At 29.3% G+C, this 19,320-nt stretch carries 17 protein-coding genes; 16 read left to right on the top strand and 1 reads right to left on the bottom strand.

Annotated elements, in window-relative coordinates; translation table 11 throughout:
- Positions 1 to 75: 75 nt before the first annotated feature.
- Positions 76 to 369 carry a cysteine-rich small domain-containing protein gene (locus IO99_RS05765; protein ID WP_035131288.1) on the top strand — a complete coding sequence of 98 codons (294 nt, stop codon included), beginning with the start codon at positions 76 to 78 and terminating at the stop codon, positions 367 to 369.
- 75 nt (positions 370 to 444) lie between these two features.
- Here IO99_RS05765 and IO99_RS05760 read toward each other — a convergent pair whose 3' ends face one another.
- Positions 445 to 996: a TetR/AcrR family transcriptional regulator gene (locus IO99_RS05760; RefSeq protein ID WP_035131286.1), complete on the bottom strand. Its 552-nt coding sequence runs from the start codon at positions 994 to 996 to the stop codon at positions 445 to 447.
- 219 nt (positions 997 to 1,215) lie between these two features.
- On the opposite strand from IO99_RS05760, the gene IO99_RS05755 reads away from it, so the two are divergent.
- From IO99_RS05755 to IO99_RS05685, 15 genes are all read left to right on the top strand, one after another.
- Positions 1,216 to 1,917 carry an ABC transporter ATP-binding protein gene (locus tag IO99_RS05755; protein ID WP_035131284.1) on the top strand — a complete coding sequence of 234 codons (702 nt, stop codon included), beginning with the start codon at positions 1,216 to 1,218 and terminating at the stop codon, positions 1,915 to 1,917.
- Between the two features lie 10 nt (positions 1,918 to 1,927).
- Positions 1,928 to 5,335 carry an ABC transporter permease gene (locus IO99_RS05750; RefSeq protein WP_035131282.1) on the top strand — a complete coding sequence of 1,136 codons (3,408 nt, stop codon included), beginning with the start codon at positions 1,928 to 1,930 and terminating at the stop codon, positions 5,333 to 5,335.
- Positions 5,336 to 5,731: 396 nt separating this feature from the next.
- Entirely contained in the window at positions 5,732 to 7,081 is a 1,350-nt protein-coding gene (locus IO99_RS05745; RefSeq protein WP_035131280.1) for a B12-binding domain-containing radical SAM protein, read from the top strand.
- 154 nt (positions 7,082 to 7,235) lie between these two features.
- On the top strand, positions 7,236 to 7,736 hold the full coding sequence (locus IO99_RS05740; RefSeq protein ID WP_035131278.1) for a cysteine hydrolase family protein: 501 nt from the start codon (positions 7,236 to 7,238) through the stop codon (positions 7,734 to 7,736).
- Between the two features lie 272 nt (positions 7,737 to 8,008).
- Positions 8,009 to 8,341, top strand: coding sequence for a hypothetical protein (locus IO99_RS05735; protein ID WP_035131276.1), 333 nt, complete (start codon positions 8,009 to 8,011; stop codon positions 8,339 to 8,341).
- Complete coding sequence (locus IO99_RS05730; RefSeq protein WP_423219419.1) at positions 8,325 to 10,721, top strand: putative bifunctional diguanylate cyclase/phosphodiesterase; 2,397 nt, start codon at positions 8,325 to 8,327, stop codon at positions 10,719 to 10,721. The genes IO99_RS05735 and IO99_RS05730 overlap by 17 nt, the downstream gene beginning before the upstream one ends.
- A 181-nt stretch (positions 10,722 to 10,902) precedes the next feature.
- Complete coding sequence (locus tag IO99_RS05725) at positions 10,903 to 12,054, top strand: sensor histidine kinase (RefSeq protein WP_035131271.1); 1,152 nt, start codon at positions 10,903 to 10,905, stop codon at positions 12,052 to 12,054.
- 2 nt (positions 12,055 to 12,056) lie between these two features.
- Positions 12,057 to 12,695 carry a response regulator transcription factor gene (locus IO99_RS05720; RefSeq protein ID WP_035131269.1) on the top strand — a complete coding sequence of 213 codons (639 nt, stop codon included), beginning with the start codon at positions 12,057 to 12,059 and terminating at the stop codon, positions 12,693 to 12,695.
- A gap of 85 nt (positions 12,696 to 12,780) precedes the next feature.
- Complete coding sequence (locus IO99_RS05715) at positions 12,781 to 13,716, top strand: ABC transporter ATP-binding protein (protein WP_035131267.1); 936 nt, start codon at positions 12,781 to 12,783, stop codon at positions 13,714 to 13,716.
- Between the two features lie 11 nt (positions 13,717 to 13,727).
- Positions 13,728 to 14,822 (top strand): ABC transporter permease, encoded by a 1,095-nt coding sequence (locus tag IO99_RS05710; protein ID WP_035131265.1) that lies wholly within the window; start codon positions 13,728 to 13,730, stop codon positions 14,820 to 14,822.
- Positions 14,813 to 15,880, top strand: a complete 1,068-nt coding sequence (locus IO99_RS05705) for an ABC transporter permease (RefSeq protein WP_035131263.1) — start codon at positions 14,813 to 14,815, stop codon at positions 15,878 to 15,880. Before IO99_RS05710 ends, IO99_RS05705 begins: the two co-directional genes overlap by 10 nt.
- A 210-nt stretch (positions 15,881 to 16,090) precedes the next feature.
- On the top strand, positions 16,091 to 16,630 hold the full coding sequence (locus tag IO99_RS05700; protein ID WP_035131261.1) for a fasciclin domain-containing protein: 540 nt from the start codon (positions 16,091 to 16,093) through the stop codon (positions 16,628 to 16,630).
- A gap of 256 nt (positions 16,631 to 16,886) precedes the next feature.
- Positions 16,887 to 18,362, top strand: a complete 1,476-nt coding sequence (locus IO99_RS05695) for a protein adenylyltransferase SelO (protein WP_035131259.1) — start codon at positions 16,887 to 16,889, stop codon at positions 18,360 to 18,362.
- A gap of 222 nt (positions 18,363 to 18,584) precedes the next feature.
- Positions 18,585 to 18,836, top strand: a complete 252-nt coding sequence (locus IO99_RS05690; protein ID WP_035131257.1) for a hypothetical protein — start codon at positions 18,585 to 18,587, stop codon at positions 18,834 to 18,836.
- A gap of 96 nt (positions 18,837 to 18,932) precedes the next feature.
- Complete coding sequence (locus IO99_RS05685; RefSeq protein WP_035131255.1) at positions 18,933 to 19,316, top strand: (deoxy)nucleoside triphosphate pyrophosphohydrolase; 384 nt, start codon at positions 18,933 to 18,935, stop codon at positions 19,314 to 19,316.
- Positions 19,317 to 19,320: the final 4 nt, after the last annotated feature.

Raw genomic sequence — 19,320 nt, 5'->3', positions numbered from 1 at the left:
CACTGTATAATAAAAAGTATAAGATAAATAGTGTAAAAAACTTTACACTAAGGATAAAGGGTAGGGGGAGAAAAAATGATAGATAAATATTGGGAAGGTAAGCATTATGCTTTTCATCAAAATAAGGAATGTGAATATTTCCCTTGTCACAAAACTAATAAACCTGAGGAGTTTAACTGCCTATTTTGTTATTGCCCACTTTACGCATTAGCTGATAAATGTGGTGGTAATTTCAAAATTACTGAAGATGGAATAAAGGACTGTAGTGGATGTATGGTTCCACATGTTAAAGATAACTATGGGCTTATAAATAGTAAGTATAGTGAAATTATGAAACTAGTAAAAGAGCAATTAGATAAAGATAAATAAGCAGATAATAAATAAGCTAAAAAGCTAGATACTAAGTTGTATCTAGCTTTTTAGCTTATTTATTTAGTTATAATATTAAGGTCGAAAAGAGATAATACTATTTATAATGTTAACTATTTCTTTAGGAGATTCCTTTAAATCATTGTCTAGCCATGTTTGAACAACTGAAACAACCCCTCCTACAGAGTATTTTATAAAGTAATCTAAAAATTTATCATCTACTTTTGAATCTCTAACTAGCTTATCAATTTTAGATTTGCTTGCTACGTAAATAATACGGTCCATAATGTTATTTTCCATTTGTTTACTGAATAAAATCTGGCATAATTCTTTGTTTTCTTGAATTAATTCAAGAGCTTTAAGTAATAAAACATCTTTGTATTCTTCAACTGGGGTTTCTTCGATATATTCTAAGATTTGATTAAATAGTTCATCCTCTAATGATTTAAGTAAGTCATAGGTATCTTTATAATGGGTGTAAAAAGTTCCCCTATTAATATCTGATTTTTTGCAGATATCAGTAACGGTAACCTCATGAATTTTCTTATATTTAAGTAAGTCAATTAAACTTTCTTTTATTATTTTTTTAGTATATAAAATTCTTCTATTTCCTTTAACGCCTGCCATTTAACTCATCCTTTTTTAATATTTATTAAAGCAATTATTAATTATATGTTATTAAATAAACAAAATTCGTTAAAATGTATATTTAATAACACTATGAAAATATGTGATTATTGTAACTAATCCATATATTATTTATACTTGAATTATAGCATTAACTAAACAAGGTGTCTATTTAATAACATTGAGTATTTAAAGGTAGTAATGATTAGGGAGGGCAACATGTCATACATAGAGATAAAAGATGAATATAAAAGATACAAGGTTGGAGAAACTACCATTGCAGCAAATAATGGTATTAATTTTTCTATAGAAAAGGGAGAGTTTACTATTATTCTAGGACCAAGTGGTGCAGGTAAAACAACTGTGCTCAACATACTTGGAGGAATGGATACTTGTGATGAAGGTGAAATAATTATTGATAACATTGATATATCTAAGTTTAACAAGAGACAGCTCACTAAGTACAGAAGACATGATGTGGGGTTTGTATTCCAGTTTTATAATTTAGTTCAAAATTTAACTGCAAAAGAAAATGTGGAATTGGCTACACAAATTTCAAAGAATGCTTTAGATGTAGATAAAACTCTTGAGTTAGTGGGACTTGATCATAGAAAAAACAATTTTCCATCCCAATTATCAGGAGGAGAACAGCAAAGGGTTTCCATAGCTAGAGCTATAGCTAAAAATCCTAAGTTGCTTTTATGTGATGAGCCAACTGGAGCTCTTGACTATAAAACAGGAAAACAGATTTTAAAGACATTACAGGATACATGTAAAAACACAGGGACAACAGTAATTGTTATAACCCATAATTCAGCCCTTGGGCCTATTGCAGATAGAGTTATAAAAATTAGGGATGCAAAGGTTACAAGTGTTGAAGTGAATAAAAATCCTGTTTCAGTTGAAGACATAGAGTGGTAGAGGGTAGAAGATGAAAAATGGAGCATATAAAAAATCAATAACAAGGGAAATATTATCTTCTAAAGCAAGGTTTATATCAATACTTGCTATAATTTTTTTAGGAGTTGCTTTTTACTCTGGAATTAAATCCAGTGGACCAGATTTAAAAGAGTCCATAAATGAATTTTTTAGAGAGCAAAACCTAATGGATAGCAAGATAGTGTCTAGTATAGGTCTTAATGAAAATGATCTAAAGCTACTTGAGAATAAGGATGAAATTTTAGATTACTTTGGAACATCTACTATAGACGTAAATTTAACTAATATAAATAATGTGGTTAAATTTATGGAATATAATAAGAAGGACTCTAGTAATATAAATAAATTTATTGTTACAAGAGGGAGATTGCCTGAAAATAGTGGTGAGATAGCTTTAGATGAAAATGCTTTAAAGGAAGATAAAAATTTAAAGATAGGTGATACCTATACCATAGAATCTGATGAAGAGCTGGATGAATACTTTAAGAAGAAAACTTTTAAAATTGTTGGATTTGTACAAAGTCCTATGTATATAGAAAATATATCTAGGGGAACAACTACCGTTGGAAAAGGAAGTGTAGACTATTTTGCAATATTAAATAGCTTAGATATATCCATGGATGTGTATACGGAAGTATATGTACGATTTAAAAATGTAGCTAATCTTGGTGCATATAGTGATGAGTATAAAGATAAGATGGAGGAAAATAATAAGTATCTTAAAAACTTATACTCAAATAGAGTGGTAGAAAGAATTGAAGAAGTAAAATTAGAGGCAGAAAAGGAGCTTAGTAAGGCTTATAAAAAAATAGAAGATGGTGAAAAAAAACTTGAAGATGCTGAAAAAGAATTAGATGAAGGTAGAGCAAAGCTTATTAATGGTAAAAATCAATATGAAGAGTTTGCAGAAAAGTATCAGCAAGAAATCAAAGATGGTGAACTGAAATTAATCGAAGGTGAAAGAGAGTTAGATAAAGGTCAAAAGGAACTTGATAAACAAAAAGAGCAATTTTTACAGGGTGAGAAACAGCTAGAGGCAGGAAAAATTCAACTTGATAATGCTAAGGAAGGATTTTTAAAACAAGGCATTGATCCAACTAAAAGCACGATAGAGTATGAAAACCAAATAGATAATTTAGAAGTTTTAATAGGGACATACAATGCACTTTCTAGTGATATGAGAGAAACAGCAAAGAATACTAAAGAAGGTGAAAAAGTTTCAACGGAGAAAATTCAGTATTGGAAAGGTGCTTTATCTAATCCTAATTTAGGTTTAAATGAATTAGGTAGTTTAGTAAGTAGTTTAGAAAAAGACCCAACTAATATTTCTTTAGTGATTAGTATGGCACAAGGAGTAGAAGGTGCTAGTAAAAGTGCAAGTGAGAATAAGTCTAAGGTAGAAACTTTAGTAGCTGGAATAACTCAGTATCAACAAGGTATAATTGCCTATGAGGAGAAAGTTAAAAGTTTTAATGAAGGCAAGATACAACTTGAAACAGCTGAAAAGCAACTACTCATAGGGAAAGAGGAACTTATCAAAGGTAAAAAAGACCTTGAGGAAGGTAAAAAGCAAGGACAGTTAGAACTTGATAAGGCTAAGAAGGAACTTGAAGCTTCAGAGAAAAAACTTCTTCATGGAGAGAAGGATATCAAGGAGAACAAAGCAAAACTTGCAGATGGGCGAAAAGAGATAGATGAAGAAAAGGAAAAATTAAGTGATTTAAATAATAGTAAGTATTATTTCTTTGATAGAAATGATAATCCTGGTTACGCAACTTACAAAGGATCAATTGATAGCTTAGATAAGATAGCTTCAGTATTTCCTGTGTTTTTCTTCCTAGTTGCAGCACTTATATGCTTAACTACAATGACTAGGATGGTGGAAGAAAATAGAGTGGAAATAGGAACTTTAAAGGCATTAGGCTATAAGGATTTAGAAATAGCTAGGAAATTCATAGTTTATGCAGCATTAGCTAGTATTGTTGGTAGTGTCCTTGGTATTGTAGTTGGAAGCAGCATCCTTCCATATATAATTAGTAAAGCTTATTCATCTGCCTTTGCATTACCAAAGGTAAAAATATACTATTATCCATCCTATATAATTCAGTCTTTAGTAGCTTCAATACTTTGTACTGTGGGAGCATCATTAATTGTATTAAAAGAGGAATTAAGAGAAAATCCTTCTAATTTAATGAGAATAAAAGCTCCAAAGGTTGGTAAAAAGATATTATTAGAAAGAATTACTCCTTTATGGAAAAGACTGAACTTTAATCAAAAGGTTACCTTTAGAAATCTTTTTAGATATAAGCAAAGGATGTTAATGACAATACTTGGTATATCAGGATGTATGGCTATGCTTGTTGCAGGTATATCTCTTGAAAAATCCAATTCTTCAGTTATGGATATTCAATTTGGGAAATTATTAAAGTATGATGCTATGGTAGTATTTGATGATAATAATAGTAAAAAAGAAAATGAGGAATATGAAAGTAGTTTAAATAACTTAAAAGGATATGAAAGTAGCTTAAATATTCATCAAGATTCAGTAACCTTCATAAAAGAAGGTGTAAGTAAGCAAAGTGCTATTATGTATGTACCAGAAAATATAGATGAGTTAAGTAAATATATATTATTAAACCATAGAGAAACTGGAACTGAGTACAAACTATCAGATAGTGGAGTAATTATAAATGAAAAGCTGGCAAATGTTTTAGGGGTATCTGCTGGGGATTATGTAACTTTAACAGATTCGGATAATAATTCTCATCAGGTTAAAGTAGACAACATAGTAGAAAATTATGCTGGACATTATATATATCTATCACCATCCTATTATAAAGAGATATTTAAAAGTGCTCCAAAATATAATGCACAATTATTAAAGTTAAATTCTAATAGAGAAGATGATAATAAAATATCTACTACCCTTATGGACAATGATAAAGTAGTAAATGTTACCCTTGCTTCAAAGCTAAGAAGCTTAAGTGAATCTGCTGATTTAGGCTTAGTTATGATAGTAATAATAGTTGCTTCAGGAAGTTTGGCATTTGTTGTATTATATAATTTAATTAATATAAATGTGTCTGAACGTATAAGAGAGATATCTACAATAAAGGTATTAGGCTTTTATGATAATGAAGTTGCCATGTATATATTTAGAGAAAACATAATACTAACAATATTAGGTATACTTGCAGGGTCAGTTATGGGTAAAATATTATATGTATTTTTAGTGAGTACAGCAGAAATGGACAATATGATGATGATACCAACTGTAGACATGAGCAGTTATGTAATCTCTGGAGTAATTACAATGTTTTTTGCCATATTAGTTATGATAATGATGCATATAAAATTAAAAAATATAAATATGATTGATGCACTAAAATCCATAGAGTAAAGTTTAAATTAAAGGGAGTCGCAAATTGCGGCTCTTTTTTTTTATCCAAAATGTTAGGTTACTAGCAGTATTTTTACCAGATCTAATACTTTCATCTTTTTCAAAGTGGGAGTAAAGAACTCTGTTTATGATGTTATCATGGAACTAAATAGATATTTTTAATTGTAAATCGAAATGCAACCCTAAGTTGTAAATCGAGATGCAACCCTTATTTTTAAGATAAAGAGATATTGTTTAAAAGAATAAAGATATATTGAAAAACAATAAAAGCAATGATATTATATATAAATAAAGAGTGAAATATTGGTAAATTACTACTGGTTTGTTACTCTGTAAAAAGAAAGTAGTAATAGATATTTGTTACTATCATAGCTTTTGAAAAGGAGACAATTTATTGTGAAAATAAAGTTTATTTTACCAGCATTAGAAGAGGCAAAAAGTCCATATTGGAGGCCTATAAAATATTCACTATTTCCTCCTTTAGGCTTGGCTACTTTAGCATCATTGTGTGATGACTCAGATGAAATAGAAGTAGTTGATGAACATATAGAAGAAATAAATTTAAATGATGAACCAGATTTAGTTTGTATTGAAAGTTATATAACTAATGCTAATAGAGCTTATGAAATTGCAGATTTTTATAGAAAAAGAGGAATAAAGGTTGCCATTGGTGGAATACATGCAACTTCATTACCTATAGAGGCTAAGAATCATGCAGATACTGTATTACTTGGTCTTGGTGAAAGAAGTTTTCCAGAGTTTTTAAAGGATTTTAAAGAGGGAAATATAAAGGAGTTTTATGAGCAGGGGGAAGTTTTATTAGATAATCTACCTTTGCCAAGAAGGGATTTATTTAAACAAGAGAAGTATTTAGTTCCAAATTCCATGGTCTTTTCAAGAGGGTGTCCTAATAAATGTTCCTTTTGTTATGTTAGTTCATTTTATAAAGGCGGAAAATCTTTTTTTGTATATAAAGTGGACAGGATATTAAAAGAAATTGAAAGTATGAAAGGGAGACATTTATACTTTCTTGATGATAATATATTTGCAGATAAAAAGTTATCAAGGCAAGTTTTCAAAGAAATGAGGGGAATGAATAGAGTTTTCCAAGGTGCAATAACTGTGGATTCTATTCTTCAAGATGACACAATAGATCTTGCGTATGAGGCTGGATTTAGGAGTGCTTTTATTGGGTTTGAAAGTATTAATAAACAGAACCTAATTCAAGCTAATAAAGGGTCTAACATAGGAAAAGATTATAGTAAAGCAATAAAGAAATTAGATGAATTAGGAATAATGATAAATGGAAGTTTTATTTTTGGACTGGACAGTGATACTTTAGATGTCTTTGATAGAACTACAGAATGGGCTGTTAATAGCGGTATAACCACAGCAACTAATCATATTCTTACTCCTTATCCTGGTACGGGGATATTTAATAAAATGGATGAAGATAAGAGAATTATTACTAAGGATTGGAGATTATACGATACTAGGCATTTAGTATTTAATCACCCTAATATTACAAAAGAAGAAATGGAAAGTGGATATAATAGAGCTTATAAAGATTTTTACAGATGGAGAAATATATATAAGGCATCAAAGGAACATGAAGAACTTAGAATGAGATTAAAACATTTCACTTATGCAGGAGCATGGAAAAAATTTGAGCCAGTATGGAATTTTCTAATTAAGAATGAACTTCTTTCAAAGAGTAGAAGTTCATTGGTAAGAACATTAAAGTAATTGAGTATTTAAATTAGATGGTTTTATTTTTTAAAAGTTGGATTATTAATGTTAACTGTATTATAATTAAATAGTATATATTTGTTAATTATTAATATAAATTGGAAATATATTTTCGTGGGTAAGATATAAAAATTTAAAGGGGTGTATAAGAATGAAAGCAGCGTTTCTAATAATTGATATGCAAAAGGGATGTTATGACTTTTGTAAATGTCAAAGAGAGTTTGATGATGCAGTAGAGTATATAAATGAGGCAGCACGTATGTTTAGGGAAAAAGGATTGCCTGTTGTTAAAGTATTGGATATAGAAGTGGGAGAGGGGCCTGGTTCTGAGAAGTTTGAATTTGTTGATTCTATTATTCCTAGTGCAAATGATATTGTTATACATAAAGAGTATAATAATGCATTTTTCAAGACAGAGCTTCATGATAAGCTTCAAGAACTTGGAGTTGAATTTGTTGTTATAAGCGGATTTGCAGCAGAGTATTGCGTATTATTCTCTTATAATGGAGCAAAAGAGATGGGATATGGAACATCATTACTTCAAAATGGTATTGCAGGTGTTGAATATGAAGAAGTGAAAAAAATGCAACTCTTAAGACCAGTAATTAGTCTTGAGGCATTAGAATATTTTTTTAAAGTAAAAAAGACCTAATTTGATTTAAGTTTATTGGGCAAAATGTATGATATGAATTTATGAGACTAAAGCACTATTCTTTATGGATGGGTGCTTTTTGATTTTACTTTTAATATTAAGCTAAATATAGCTAATAGAAATCTTCAAACATTGTAAATTTTGATATTTTATGATAATATTTGCTAAGGAAAAATTAATATTATCATAAAATATTCTAAGTTTTACCCAAATGAATTATAGGTAATTATTTTCTAAATTTATAAGGATTTTATATTAATGGAGTTGATTTTATGAGGATGATTAATATTAGGGACATAAAAAGAATTTTAAAGATTTATATTGCAGTCATCATTCCTATTTTTATTATTACTATATCAATTTTTGATTATCTTTCTAAGAGTGAAATAGAAAAAACAAAAGAAATACTAAAGGAAGGACAAAAACAAAGAGCAGAAGTTGTTAACTATGTTATAGAAAATGATCTAAAGAGAGCATATGATGACTTATTAGTTATTAAGAATTCCAACGAGTTAGATGGATATATAAATAATATAAATGAGGACACTATAACGCAAATGAAGGAACTTCTTTTGAGAGTAGCAACTAATAAAAAAAAACTTTGATCAATTACGTCTACTAGATAATAGTGGAAAAGAAATTATTAGAGTTGATAATGAGGATAAGGGAACTTATTTAGTACCTAATGATAAATTACAAGATAAAAGTGATAGATATTACTATAAAGAAACAAGTAAACTAAGCAAAGATGAAGTTTTTATATCGGATATGGATTTAAACATGGAAAATGGAGAAATAGAAGTTCCGTACAAGCCAACTATTAGAATTTCTACTCCTATATATTCATCTGATAATGTTTACCAAGGGATTTTGAGTGTAAATTATTTAGCACAAGATATATTAACTACTATTAGCAAACAGTATGGAGATTCATCTTATAGTTTCGTTAAACCAGCATTAATAAATGATAAAGGATATTATCTTTGTAATATAGATAGCAATAAAAATTTTGGATTCATGTTCCAAGATAAAAAGGATAATACTATAGCTATTGATGATTTAGAATTATGGAATGAAATGAAATCAAAAAAAACTGGTTACTACGAAAATGGTAGGGAAGTTAGTTTTTTTATGAATGTAAATCCATTGACAACAATAGGTGTAAAGAGTGAATATGATTACTCTTGGTTTATCTTATATAAATTTAACTTAGATGATTTACCAGTAGTTCAGAAAAACACTTTTTTTGGTATGAATAATAGAGAATTATTTATGTTACTTGGAATTGCCTTACTTACACTAATAATAGTAATAATAAATTACTATTCAAAGAAAGATAAAGAAGAGTTAAATATTTTAAGCAAAATATCTGAAAATATTAATGAGGCAGTTGTTATAACTGATAATAATACGGTTATAACTGATGTAAATAATTCATTTGAAAAAATAACTGGATATAGAAAAGAAGAAGTTTTGGGATTAAAAACTAGGTATTTTAAATCAGGTAAACAGTCTGTTGAGTTTTATAAAGATATGTGGGAATCTATAATAACAAGAGGATACTGGAGTGGAGAATTGTGGGACAAGAGAAAAGATGACTTTTTGTACCCGAAAAAACTTAATATTTATTCAATTAGAGATAATTCAAAGGGAGATATTATTAAGTATATAGGTATATTCAGTGACTTGACAGAGCATGTTGAAGAGCAAGAATATGTAGAAAAATTGAAGAATTATAATTTAAAAACTAATTTACCTAATGAAAATCTAACCAATAGATTGATAAATGATATTATCAAGGACAATAAAAATAATTTTAGCCTTATCTATTTTTCTATTGAAAATTATAATAATATTTTGTTAAAAGCAAATAATAATAATTTTATTAAGGAATTAATTAAACGTACAAGAACTTTACTTAAGGGAGAAGATTTTATTGCTCAAATAACAAAAAATAATTTTGTTATAGGTCTATCATCTTGTGATAGTAGAGAAGAAGTAGGACACTTTATTAATAAATTTTTTAATGAAAATAAAAAATCATTTAATATTAAAAAGGAAGAAGTTTTCTTTAATATTAAAGCAGGGATTTCTGTTTATCCTGAAGATGGAGTTACTTCAGAGGAACTTATTATTAATGCATACATTGCGTTAGAAAATGTATTAAATGAAAAGGGAAATAAATACATATATTATAAACCTAATCTAAAAATAAAAATGGAAAAAGAGATTAAAATGGATACCATGCTAAGAAAAGCTATTTTAAATAATGAACTGAATGTTTATTATCAACCTCAGGTAGATATCGAGAAAGAAAAAGTTGTAGGTGCTGAGGTATTATTAAGATGGGAAAATGAGGAGCTTGGAAATGTATCTCCAGTGGCTTTTATTCCTTTAGCAGAAAAAACAGGTGAAATTATTGAAATTGGTTATTGGTTAATAGAAAGAGTGTTTAAAGATTATTCTTTGATGAGAGATAAAATCGGTACGGATTTTAGAATTTCTATTAATATCTCACCTTTACAATTTAAAGACGAGAAACTTGTATATAAATTCAAAGAATATGCACAAAAATATAATGTAGATTTTAAGAATTTTGAAATTGAGGTAACGGAAAGTATTTTTATGACAAATGTTGATGGTGTTAATGACAAGTTAAACAAGTTTAAAGAGATTGGTCTTACAGTAGCTATAGATGATTTTGGAACAGGGTTTTCATCTTTGAGTTATTTAAAAAAGCTAAATGTAGATAAATTGAAAATTGATAGAAGTTTTATAAAAAACTATCCTGAAAAAGATGGTGGTGAAATTGCTGAATTAGTAACAGATATAGCAAAAAAATTAAAATTAAAGGTTATAACGGAAGGAGCAGAAACTAAAGAGCAAGTTAATTATTTAAAATCAATAGGATGCAATTTAGTTCAAGGATATTATTATAGCAGACCTTTGAATAAGGCTGATTTTTATAAATATATTAGTAAATAATTTTTAAAAATATTTGTTATAAGTTGAAGTTGGTAATTTATATAAGTAGATAAGCTATATAAAAAGAAATAATACAAACATGGGAGACTAATATCGGGCATTACCTAAAAAAATACCCTAGTAATTTTATGTGATTTAGGCTTAAATAAATATATAGAGAAATATATATTAGGAGAGCGTTATGATAAAGAGTAAAGAATTATTGTTAATGAGATATATATCATTTTGTATATTAACTTTTCAAGTGTTTATAGAAGTAGGAAATAAGAGCATAGTAAGTCTAGTTTTTCTTCTATTATTTATTATAAATAATCATTTGAGAATGTTTTATTTAGAGAAAGAGAGAAGTGCTATTCTTTCAATAATAATAGAGCTAGTATTTATACCATTGGCACAACTGAACTTTGGAGGAACTATTATTTTTTACTTAATAGGGGTATCCATAGATTTATTCCCGTTGAAAAATAAGATAGTTAAGTATGGATTAGGGCTTATAATTTTATTTTTTGGAATTTATCCGAAGTTTAGTGGGCCTATTGAAGATGGCATTATTAATTTTGTTTTACTTGGAATCTTCTTTATTCTTTTAAGTTATATATCTAGACTTTTTAGTACAAAGGTGGAAGCACAGCAACTTTATGATAAGCTTAGAGTTTCAGATGAAAAACTTATAGAAGCTAATAAGGAGCTTGAAGGGTATGTAGAATCTATTGAGGAATTAACTTTATTAAAGGAAAGAAATAGAATATCAAGGGAAATTCATGATAGTGTTGGACATACTTTATCTACTGCTATGATTCAGTTATCTGCCATGGAAGCTATTGCAGAGAAGGAAAATAGTTCTATGAAAGATATGATAGGAAATTTAAGGGCTTTTATTAATGAAAGTTTTCAAGATGTGAAGAGAGCTGTAAGGGAGTTAAAGCCCGATGAATATGATAATTACCAAGGAATTTTAAGACTTCAAGAGTTATGTAAAAACTTTGAGAGGATGTCTGGAGTAAAAGTTAAGGTCATTATATCAAAGGGTGATTGGAATTTATCAACTAAGCAGATTAATCATTTATATAGAATGATTCAAGAGATTTTATCAAATTCTTTAAAGCATGGTAAAGCAACTATGGTTAAGGTTATTATGAATTTTACAGAAGATGAATTTGTAATATCCTTTAGTGACAATGGCGTGGGAACAGATAAAATTGTGGAAAGTGGACTCGGACTTAGAAGTATAAGGGAAAGAGTAACAGAAATAGAGGGTATAGTTCATATGAAGTCTAGCAAAGACAATGGTTTTTTTGTTAAGGTTATAGTTCCAAGGGAAGCGGAGGTGTAGGAATGAAGAAGATTAAACTTTTAATTGTAGATGATGAGAAGTTAATAAGAGAAGGCTTGAAAGTAATGCTTTCAGTTTATGAGGATATTGAAGTTGTTGGGATAGCTGAAAATGGTTATAAGGCTTTGGAAGTTTGCAAAACCACTGATGTTGATGTTGTTCTTATGGATATAAGAATGAAAACTTGTGATGGGGTTATGGGGACAAGACTTATTAAGGAACAGTTTACAAAGATAAAGGTTATAATTCTTACCACCTTTAAGGATAAAGAGTATATAAGAGAAGCCATGAGGTATGGGGCTTTTGGTTATATGCTTAAGGATAGCTCCCATGATGTAATTTATGAAGGTATAAAAATGGCTTATAAAGGTAATATAGTAGTTCATCCTGATGTGGCCATAGAAATGATGGGAAGTAATGGAGTAATTAAAAGTGATATAGATAAGTATGGACTTTTGGAGAAAGAGCTTAAGATAATAGAAGCAATAGCTAAAGGATTAACTAATAAAGAGATTTCAGAAGAGTTGTTCTTGTCAGAAGGAACAATAAAAAATAATATTACAAATATACTATCAAAGTTGAAGCTTAGAGATAGGACGCAGATTGCAATTTTTGCTTTTAAAAATGGAATAGTGACTTAAGTCATTTATGTAGTGACCTTAAGTTATGGCCATCCCCCTGGAAATATCTTATTATAATAGTAAGATAAGTCTAGGGGGTAATTTTATGAGTATTATAGAAGTAAAAAACATCAGTAAAAGATTTAATGATAAGTTAGTTTTAGATAATATTAGCTATGAAGTAAAAGAAGGAGAGATATTTGGCTTTATTGGACCTAATGGAGCAGGTAAGTCAACTTTAATAAATATTATGACAAGCTTATTAACACCAGATAGTGGGACTATTGAAATATGTGGATATGATATTTTAAGGGAGCCAATTAAGGCAAAGGAATGCATGGGATATGTTCCACAGGAGTTAGCTCTAATGGAGGAGCTTAATGCCTATGATAATTTAGAATTCTTTGGAGCTTTATATGGACTAAAGGGGAAACTTTTGAAGGAAAGAATAGCAGAGGCCCTTAAAGTAACTGGATTAGAGGAAACTAAAAAGCAAAAGGTTAAGAAGTTTTCAGGTGGAATGAAAAGAAGACTAAATATTGCAGTATCAATTCTCCACCATCCAAAGGTTTTAATATTGGATGAGCCTACCGTTGGTGTAGATCCGCAATCAAGAAATCATATATTTTCTTTCATAAAAAATATATGTAGGGATTGGGGTACTACAGTAATTTATACTTCCCATTATATGGAGGAAATCGAGGAGCTTTGCAAGAGAGTATTTATAATTGATTTAGGGAAGGAAGTATCCTATGGAGATAGAGAAGAGATTAAGGCTTCAGTTTTCTCCAACAATAAGGTGATTATTGAAACTCAAGAGATAAGTGGAGAAACAATAATGAAGTTAAAGGATTTAGAGGGAATCGATAAGGTATCAGATAAGGATAATGTACTTACTTTAACTATTGATTCAAAGTTTAAGCTGGCTAGTGTACTTTCATTATTAGAAAAAGAAACCGTTAATATAAAGAAGATTAGCTATGAAGAGGCAAAGCTTGAAGATGTATTTTTATCATTAACAGGAAAAACTTTAAGAGATTAGGGGGAAGAGCTATGAAGGCATTATATTATATAAAAACTACCCTTAAAGGTATGTTTGCAAATGGCGTAGTTACCATAGCAACTTTTATCTTATTTCCTATTTTACTTGCATGTTTTATGGCATTTTTTCATCATTTGGATGATGAAAATCCATTAAAGCTTAAGGCATTAAATGTTCAAATTGTTGATGAAGACAACACTGAAAATTCAAAAAGGCTTGTAGAACTTTTAGGCAGTGATGATTTGAAAGAGGTTGTAAATATAGTAGATAAAAAGCCAGATGTAGAACTAATAATAAAAGAAGGATATGAGAAAAATGTTTTATCTTTAAATAAGGGAGATATAATTATTAATAAAAAAGTAGAAGGCATGGGAATGTCCACTGACACATTAAAGGTAATATTAGATAGATATCATCAAAGTTTATATGTATCTATAGCTGGTGGAGATATGGGGAATTTAAATAGAATTATGGAATCATCTATAGTTGAAGATATCACAATAGATACTTTAAAAACCAATAATCCCTATGAAAAGATATCAGCATCCATGATTGGCTTTGTAATTACCATTCTTATATATACAATGATTCATGGCGGTTATGCAGATATTAGCGTAAATTTAGATAAAAGAATTAATGCAACTCCTATTACAAAATTACAATATCTTTTTTACGAGACTATGGCTTTGATAGTATATGTGTTTATAATAATCAGTGGATATGTAATTTTCTTTAGAGTAGCTGGATTAAGTTTTAAAGGTAATATTTTAGATTTAATATTATTAATATTAATGGGAACTATGCTAGTAGTATCTATGTCTAAAAGTATATCTACTATATTTGGGGCTAAGTATGGAAAAATAATTGGGACTATAATATTTACCTTACCCCTAATAAGTGGAGAGATATTTTCAGGTGAAGGTAATAAAATTGCGTTGCTAACACCAACACATTATTTAAATAATGCATTTAATTTATACAATTTAAATGGAAATTTAGAAGGCTGTGGGAAATGGATATTAATTATATTTGCAATGTCAATTATTATATACTCTGCAGCAATAATTAAAGCAGTAATTCAGGGGAGGAAAAAGGTATGCGCTTAATAAGATTAGTATTAATTAATATGAAAAGACAATTAAAAAGTCCATTTATGTTACTAATGACCTTGATATTTCCTGTTGTTATGATTTTAGTTATAAATGGTGGAGGTTTAAGTCACGGATCAGGAAGCATAGGAATTATAGATAGAAGTAATTCAAATCACTCTACTGAGGTTATTGAGAAATTGAGTGAAGAATATTCAATAAATACACTAGATGGACAGATAGAAGACAATTTCGATTTGCTTAGAGAAAATAAATTAGGAGCAATTTATGTTATAGAAGATAACTTTCAAGATTTATTAGATAATGGAGAGCTTCCTAAAATTCAGTGTTATAGTACAGAAGCTGCTAGTGGCTCAATAATGGCAGAAGATATTATAACAAACTATGTATCTGGAGTTGTTGAGGAAGAAGTAAGTGCGGGATTAAGCACAAATTCTACTACTGCAGTTATTGTAGATGAAGAAGTAGACAGTAAAGAGGATTATAAGATGACTATATTATTGATATGTTATTTTATGATGATAGGTGGTTCCGTTATTGCGGGAGAAATAATTAAGCTTAGAGAGCAAAAGGTATTAAAAAGAACAATAGCAACTAGTAATTCAGATATAACTATTTTAGGTAGTTTATTTATTTCATCCTTTATAATTCAAGGAGTTTTAAGTTGCTCAGCTTTTATAATCTTAACACTTGTATTAAAGCTTCCTAACAACAATATTCCTCAAGGAATACTAATCATATTTCTAAGTAGTTTAGTTACAACATCTATTATTGTAGCAGTAACAAGATGGATTAGAAATGTAACCTTAGCAAGTCTATCTACAGTTGTTTTTGGAATAGCTGCCTTTGGTATGGGGATTTTTGGGTCAGAGTTAGATAGCTTTGATAATGTTCCAGAAATAATAAGTAGAATCAGTGTAATATCACCATTTACTTGGCTACTCAGAATAATAAATACAGGAAAAATTATTATTCCTATCTTAATTATATTTTTAATGTCTATTATGTTATTTACAGCAGGTAGCTTTAGGTTGAGGGAGTTTGTTAAAGAATAATGTGGATTTAAAATTAGTAGCTTTCAATTTAGGTTGGAGCTACTATTTTTTTATGTGAATTTATTTCAGAGAAATATTAATTAAGTACGTATATATTTATTTAGAATAATCTAGATTTTTAATGGGCAAACTTAAATGGAATAAAAGTTACAAATTTTAAAAGAGGGTGTAAGAACTTTACACTAACCCAAATAGTAAAGGAGAATGATTATGAAAAGAAAAATTAAAATTATTGTAGCGTTAGCAATGATGGTATTTATTATCCAAATGCCTTTAGTGGCAAGTGCACAGAGTATTTTACATATTCAAATTGATACCATGAAAGAAATGTCAGAACCAAAGGACATAGTGGATATAGCTACAAGTGATGGCAGATTTAAAACTTTAACAGCAGCTTTAGAGGCGGCAGGATTAGTTGATACCCTAAAGAGTGAAGGTCCATTTACAGTGTTTGCACCTACAGATGATGCATTTTCAAAACTTCCAGCAGGAAAAATTGATGAGCTATTAAGACCAGAAAATAAAAATGTGCTTACAGATATTCTAACCTATCATGTTTTCAAAGGTAAAGCTACTGCTGCAGATGTTGCCAAATTAAATGGTAAGGAAATAACCATGGCAAATGGAAAAAATGCTAAAATAGAGGTTAAGGGTGATTCAGTATTTATTGATGGAGCGAAAGTTATAATTACTGATATTATGGCTAAAAATGGAGTTATACACGTAATTGATACTGTAATGATGCCTTAGTAGATGGATTATACAAACAGTTTAAATTAAGGTAAAAGATGCTAATCATCTTAGGATGAAGCATCTTTTTTGCTTTTTATTTCATATTAAGATTGATAGCTTTAATTTGATATTTCAATAGTAAACAAAGACATAAGTATTTAATGAATAACATATTAGAATAAATAATTATTAAAAGTATAAACTAAAAAGAGGGTAGTTATTATAGAAGTTTATATCTATAATTTATATAAAACGAAGAAGAAAAGGAGATAGGATGAAAGAAGGAAAAGCATTAATAGAAACAGGATTCAATTTGGAAAACAGTTATTCTGGACTACCGGAAAAATTTTTTGCAATGCAAAGACCTAGTCATGTGCCATCACCTAAACTAGTTATGCTAAATTATCCGCTAATAAAATCTTTAGGATTGAATGCCGAGGAACTACAAAGTACTGATGGAGTAGATATACTTGCAGGAAATAAGATTCCAGAAGGAGCTATGCCTATTGCTCAGGCATATGCAGGACATCAATTCGGCCATTTCACCATGTTAGGTGATGGGAGAGCTGTTCTCATAGGTGAGCATATTACTCCATTAGGTGAGAGAGTTGATATTCAGCTTAAGGGTTCAGGTAGAACTCCATATTCACGAGGAGGTGATGGAAAAGCATCACTAGGTCCAATGCTGAGGGAATATATCATAAGTGAAGCAATGAATGCACTAGGTATTCCTACTACTCGTAGTTTAGCTGTGGTTACAACTGGTGAGTCAATAATGAGAGAAACACAGTTACCTGGTGCAATTCTCACTCGTGTAGCAGCTAGTCATATTCGTGTTGGTACATTTCAATACGCATCAAAATGGAGTACCATTGAAGAACTTAGAGCTTTAGCTGATTATACTTTGCAAAGACATTTTCAAGAGGTAAAGGATAAAGAAAATCCATATCTTTTATTACTTCAGCAAGTAATTAGGAATCAGGCTGAGCTTATTGCAAAATGGCAGTTAGTTGGGTTTATCCATGGTGTAATGAATACTGATAATATAACAATTAGTGGTGAAACAATTGATTATGGGCCATGTGCTTTTATGGATGCCTATGATCCTTCTACTGTATTTAGTTCTATTGATATTCATGGTAGATATGCTTATGGTAATCAACCTAATATTGGTGCATGGGATCTTACCAGATTTGCGGAGGCTCTGTTACCATTGTTACACACTGATGAGAATGAGGCATTAAAGCTAGCACAAAAAGAAGTTTCACATTTTGCTGATTTGTATAAGAATAATTGGATTAGAGGAATGAGAGCAAAACTTGGAATTTTTAATGAAGAAGTTGCTGATGAAGCTTTAATTGAGGAACTTTTAAGTATTATGCAAAAGTATGGTGCAGATTATACCAACACCTTCCGTATATTAACTAGTGGAAAGATAGAGGATAATATACTCTTTGGCAAAGAGGAATTTGATAAATGGTATAAGCGATGGCAGGAGAGATTAACGAGACAAGAAGAATCGGAAATTTCCTCAAGGGAGCTTATGGAAAGAAGTAATCCAGCAGTGATTCCACGTAACCATAGGGTAGAAGAAGCACTAGAAGCTGCGGTAAATCAAGGAGATTATAGGGTCATGGAAAGACTATTAGATGCTCTCTCAAAACCATATGATCACTCTAGAGAACTAGATTATTACACTACATTACCAGAAACATCAACGTGCCCATACCGAACCTACTGTGGAACTTAATATAAACTTAATTTATTATAGTATTTGATTTTATTTTATGAAAGAATTAAATAGATTGATTACACTAAAGCACATGATTAACAAAAATAAATATTAATCATGTGCTTATTAATTTTATGTTTCAAACTAATTATTATACCAGAATGATATAATGTATTATACAATATATTATAAAATTAAAGTAAATTGTAAAGAGGAAATTAATTATAGGTGGAGGGTATTATGAAATACTTAAAGATTTGCTCAGATATACTTTTATGGGGAGGTAGAATATTTATCATTGTACTATTAGGTTTAATAATATTGCTAAATTTTATAGCTGTGCCAACTAATTCATGGTTTAGTATATTCAGGACTGAAATTGTAGGAGTTTCAAATATATTAATAATAATAGCACCATTTTTACTAATCATTGGTCAAGCTATAAAGAAAATATATATTGAATTAACTAAAATAAACAACAAATTGAATTAGCTTTCTTAACTAGGGTATAGAAAAATAGATGAACTTAATTATATAATAAAAGTAAATTAATATTTACAAAAAAGCATAGTAAAATAGGGGGAACATATGAAGACAATAGAAGTAGTAGCAGCAGTAATAAAACATAATGATAGAATATTTATTACACGTAGAGGATACGGTGACTTTGTTGATATGTGGGAATTTCCTGGAGGAAAAATAGAAAATGGTGAATCAAAAGAAGAAGCACTTATTCGTGAGATAAAGGAAGAATTAGAATTAGATATAAAAATATCAGATTTTTTAACCACAGTAGAATATGATTATCCTGGTTTTCATCTTATTATGCATTGTTTTATTTGCCAAATTTCTGGTGGAAAATTAAATCTAAATGCTCATAATGATGCTAAGTGGATTACCTTTGATGAATTAGATGGTGAAAAGTGGATTCCAGCGGATATTTTAGTTATTGATGCTCTGAAGAATATGTAAGAAA

This window comes from Clostridium sulfidigenes, assembly GCF_000732635.1.
Taxonomy (GTDB): domain Bacteria; phylum Bacillota; class Clostridia; order Clostridiales; family Clostridiaceae; genus Clostridium_J; species Clostridium_J sulfidigenes.
Note: the sequence above shows the minus strand (reverse complement) of the source record. Positions and strands in the feature narration are given on the sequence as shown.

Excerpts from the sequence above, each read along its gene's own strand:
- IO99_RS05765 (WP_035131288.1), top strand. The coding sequence starts at position 76 with ATGATAGATAAATATTGGGAAGGTAAGCATTATGCTTTTCATCAAAAT.
- IO99_RS05760 (WP_035131286.1), bottom strand. The coding sequence starts at position 996 with ATGGCAGGCGTTAAAGGAAATAGAAGAATTTTATATACTAAAAAAATA.
- IO99_RS05755 (WP_035131284.1), top strand. The coding sequence starts at position 1,216 with ATGTCATACATAGAGATAAAAGATGAATATAAAAGATACAAGGTTGGA.
- IO99_RS05750 (WP_035131282.1), top strand. The coding sequence starts at position 1,928 with ATGAAAAATGGAGCATATAAAAAATCAATAACAAGGGAAATATTATCT.
- IO99_RS05740 (WP_035131278.1), top strand. The coding sequence starts at position 7,236 with ATGAAAGCAGCGTTTCTAATAATTGATATGCAAAAGGGATGTTATGAC.
- IO99_RS05735 (WP_035131276.1), top strand. The coding sequence starts at position 8,009 with ATGAGGATGATTAATATTAGGGACATAAAAAGAATTTTAAAGATTTAT.
- IO99_RS05725 (WP_035131271.1), top strand. The coding sequence starts at position 10,903 with ATGATAAAGAGTAAAGAATTATTGTTAATGAGATATATATCATTTTGT.
- IO99_RS05720 (WP_035131269.1), top strand. The coding sequence starts at position 12,057 with ATGAAGAAGATTAAACTTTTAATTGTAGATGATGAGAAGTTAATAAGA.
- IO99_RS05715 (WP_035131267.1), top strand. The coding sequence starts at position 12,781 with ATGAGTATTATAGAAGTAAAAAACATCAGTAAAAGATTTAATGATAAG.
- IO99_RS05710 (WP_035131265.1), top strand. The coding sequence starts at position 13,728 with ATGAAGGCATTATATTATATAAAAACTACCCTTAAAGGTATGTTTGCA.
- IO99_RS05705 (WP_035131263.1), top strand. The coding sequence starts at position 14,813 with ATGCGCTTAATAAGATTAGTATTAATTAATATGAAAAGACAATTAAAA.
- IO99_RS05700 (WP_035131261.1), top strand. The coding sequence starts at position 16,091 with ATGAAAAGAAAAATTAAAATTATTGTAGCGTTAGCAATGATGGTATTT.
- IO99_RS05695 (WP_035131259.1), top strand. The coding sequence starts at position 16,887 with ATGAAAGAAGGAAAAGCATTAATAGAAACAGGATTCAATTTGGAAAAC.
- IO99_RS05690 (WP_035131257.1), top strand. The coding sequence starts at position 18,585 with ATGAAATACTTAAAGATTTGCTCAGATATACTTTTATGGGGAGGTAGA.
- IO99_RS05685 (WP_035131255.1), top strand. The coding sequence starts at position 18,933 with ATGAAGACAATAGAAGTAGTAGCAGCAGTAATAAAACATAATGATAGA.